The organism is Mycobacterium sp. TH-M15 (genome assembly GCF_057473705.1).
Map to the genome: position 1 here is coordinate 1 of NZ_JBYCLB010000394.1, position 3,607 is coordinate 3,607.

At 74.7% G+C, this 3,607-nt stretch carries 2 protein-coding genes; both read left to right on the plus strand.

What is annotated here, in order from left to right; translation table 11 throughout:
* Positions 1 to 1,776 (plus strand): beta-ketoacyl reductase (locus AC2VNT_RS09635; protein WP_486946643.1); only part of this gene is annotated, 1,776 nt, incomplete at its 5' end.
* Positions 1,773 to 3,607, plus strand: a 1,835-nt coding sequence (locus tag AC2VNT_RS09640; protein ID WP_486946644.1) for a type I polyketide synthase, incomplete at its 3' end; no start/stop codon positions are given. The genes AC2VNT_RS09635 and AC2VNT_RS09640, both read left to right, overlap by 4 nt.

The window sequence follows — 3,607 nt, forward strand, 5'->3', positions numbered from 1 at the left end:
CGGGGGTGCTGTGGGCTGGGGCGGCCTCCCGGCGCCGTCCCCGCCGCGGGGGCCCGCGGCTCCCCCGACCGGCTCGAATCGGCGGCCCACCGGGTGATCCTGGCCGACTGCGGCCGGGACTCCGCGGTGACCGACGCGTTCGCGCAGGCCGCCGCCGACCCCGACCTGCCGCCGGTGGGGCTGGTCCTGTTCGCGGCGAAGGCCGCCTTCGACGGCTCGGATCTGGACACCGCCGGCGACGATGCGGTGACCCGCGGGCGTGAGCTGGCCTGGGCCGTCACCGCGGCGGTTCAGACGGTCATCCGGGGCTGGCACGACACCGCGCCCCGGCTGTGGCTGGTCAGCCGCGACGGGCTGCCGGTGCGCGACGGCGAGCGGGGCGACCCGGCGATCGGCGCGCTGACGGGCCTCGTCCGGGTGCTGGCCTACGAGCATCCCGAGCTGCGCGCCACCCTGGTGGACCTGGGCTCGTCGGCCGATGCGCCCGGTGCCGACGTCTCGGCGCTGCTGAGCGAGCTGGCGATGGCCGGCACCGACGACACCGTCGCCTGGCGCGACGGAGAGCGGTACGTCGAACGGCTCCGTCGTGCCACGCTGAGCGCCGGCGGCTCCGGGCCGACCGTCCGGCCGGACGGCGCCTACCTGGTCACCGGCGGTCTGGGCGGCATCGGCCTGGCGGTGGCCCGCTGGCTGGCCGACCGCGGCGCCGGCCGGATCGTGCTGAACAGCCGATCGGCGCCCTCCGACGAGCAGCGGGCGGTGCTGGCCGAGCTGGAGACCCGCACCCAGGTCGCGGTCGTCGGCGGCGACAGCGCCGCCGCCGGGGTGGCCGAGCGGGTGGTCGAGGCCGCCGAAGCGACCGGCCTGGTGCTGCGCGGCGTGATCCACGGTGCCGCGGTCATCGACGACCAGATCGTCGCGGGGCTGGACCGGGAGAGCCTGCAGCGGGTCTGGGCGCCGAAAGCCGCCGGCGCGCTTCGGTTGCACGTGGCGACCGCCGGACGCGACCTCGACTGGTGGGTCGGGTTCTCCTCGACGTCGTCGCTGCTCGGCGCGCCCGGGCAGGCGGCCTACGCCGCCGCGAGCGCCTGGCTGGACGGGCTGGTCGCCTGGCGGCGCGCCGCCGGCCTGCCGGCCCTCACCATCAACTGGGGTCAGTGGTCGCAGATCGGCGTCGCCCGCGCCCTGACGTTCAGCGCGCTGGACCCGATCGCCCCGGCGGAAGGCATCGAGGCGCTGGAAGCGGTCCTCGCCGGCGACCTCGGCCGGGTCGGGGTGGCCCGGCTGCGGATGGACCGGGCCGCCGCCGCCTTCCCGGAGCTGCGCCGGCTCGGCTACGTCAGCCTGCTCGCCGCCGAACTCGACGTCGCGGCCGACGACGACTGGGCGGGACCGGACGCGCTGCGCCAGCTGGGTGCCGGCGAGGTCCACCGGGCGGTCGTCGACCAGCTGACCCGGCGGATCACCGCTATCATGGGCTACCCGCGCAACAGCACCGTCGACGCGGCCCGACCGCTGACCGAGCTGGGGTTGGACTCGCTGATGGCGGTGCGGATCCGCAACACGGTGCGCGGCGACTTCGGGGTCGAGCCGCCGGTGGCGCTGCTGCTGCAGGGCGCGTCGCTGAGCGATCTGGCCACCGACCTGATCCGTCAACTCGGCATCGGTGAACCCGACGCCGCCGAGGGCGCCGACGACCTCGGCGACCAGGCCCAGCGCGCCGCCGCCCGGCGGCGCCGGGCCGCGGCCCGACGCAGAGTAGGAGACCTGGCATGACCGCCGCCCGTGAACTGCCGTCCAACGCCGTCGCCGTGGTCGGCATGGCCGCCCGGCTCCCCGGCGCCCGGACGGTGTCGGAGTTCTGGCGCAATCTGCGCGACGGTGTGGAGTCCATCGTCGACCTGTCCGAGACGGAGCTGCGGGCCGCCGGCATCGGCGACGCGGCGCTGGCCAACGAGGCCTACGTGCGACGGGCCGCGCTGCTGGACGGGATCGAGGAGTTCGACGCCGACTTCTTCGGCTTCACCCCGCAGGCCGCCCGCACCACCGACCCGCAGCACCGGCTGTTCCTGCAGACCGCGTTCCACGCGCTGGAGGACGCCGGCTACGACCCGTCGGCGCTGGAGGGCGCCGGAAGCACCGTCGGCGTCTACGGCACCAGCACCACCAGCGGCTACCTGCTGCACAACCTGATGTCGCACGGCGACCCGAACCGGATCATCGGCCAGGGCGTGAGCTTCGAGATGGTCAACCTGTCACTGCACAACGACAAGGACTACCTGGCCACCCGGGTGGCGCACCAGTTCAACCTGCGCGGCCCCGCGCTGTCGGTGCAGACCGCCTGTTCGTCGGCGCTGGTCGCGGTGCATCTGGCCTGCCAGAGCATCCTCAACGGCGAATCCGAGCTGGCCCTGGCCGGCGGGGCGTCGCTGCGGGTCCCGCACCGGGTCGGGTACTGGCACGAGGCCGGGTCGATGGTGTCGGCGAGCGGGCACTGCCGGCCGTTCGACGTGCGCTCCGACGGCACCGTCTTCGGCAGCGGCGTCGGTGTGGTGGTGCTCAAGGCGCTGGAGGACGCGGTCGCGGCCGGCGACCGGATCCACGCGGTGATCCGCGGGTCGGCGCTGAACAACGACGGCGCCACCAAGATGACCTACGCCGCGCCGAACGCCGCGGGGCAGGCCCGGGTCGTCGCCGAAGCGCACGCCATCGCCGACGTCGACGCCGCCACCATCGGCTACGTGGAGACGCACGGCACCGGCACCCCGCTCGGTGACCCGATCGAGATCGAAGGCCTGCGGAAGGCGTTCGGCGTGTCCACGACGAGCCGCAGCGGGCCCTGCTACCTCGGCTCGGTGAAGTCCAACATCGGCCATCTGGAGTCCGCGGCCGGCATCGCCGGGCTGATCAAGACCATCTTGTGTCTGCAACACCGGGCGATCCCGGCGACCCTGCACTACACCAGCCCGAACCCGGAGCTGCACCTGGACCGCGGACCGTTCGCGGTGCGCGCCGAGTACGGCCGGTGGGAGTCCGACGGGGTGCGCCGGGCCGGGGTCAGCTCGTTCGGGGTGGGCGGCACCAACGCGCACGTGGTGGTGGAGGAGTGGCCGGAGACCGACCCGGCGGCCGGGGAGACGCCCGGGCCGCAGGTGCTGCTGCTCTCGGCGCGCAGCCAGGCGGCGCTGCACCAGGCCCGGACCGCGCTCGCCGCGGAGTTGTCCGAATCCGACGCGGCCGACCTGGCCGACGCCGCCCACACGCTGGGCCGTCGCCGCCGGGAGCCGGTCCGGCTGGCGGCCGTGGTCGGCGACCGGTTGGACGCGGTGACCGCGCTGGAAGCCGACGAGCACGACAACGTTTTCATCGGCGAATCCGTGTCGGGGGCAGCCGATTCCGACGGCGCGCAACGGGTGGTCTTCCTGTTCCCGGGCCAGGGCGCCCAGCACGTCGGCATGGCCCGCGGCCTCTACGAGACCGAACCGGTCTTCGCCGAACACTTCGACCGGTGCGTGGAAGGCTTCCGCACCGAGTTCGACACCGACCTGCGGGCCGCGGTCTTCGACGGCACCGCGCAGAGCCTGGACAGCACCGAGCGGACCCAGCC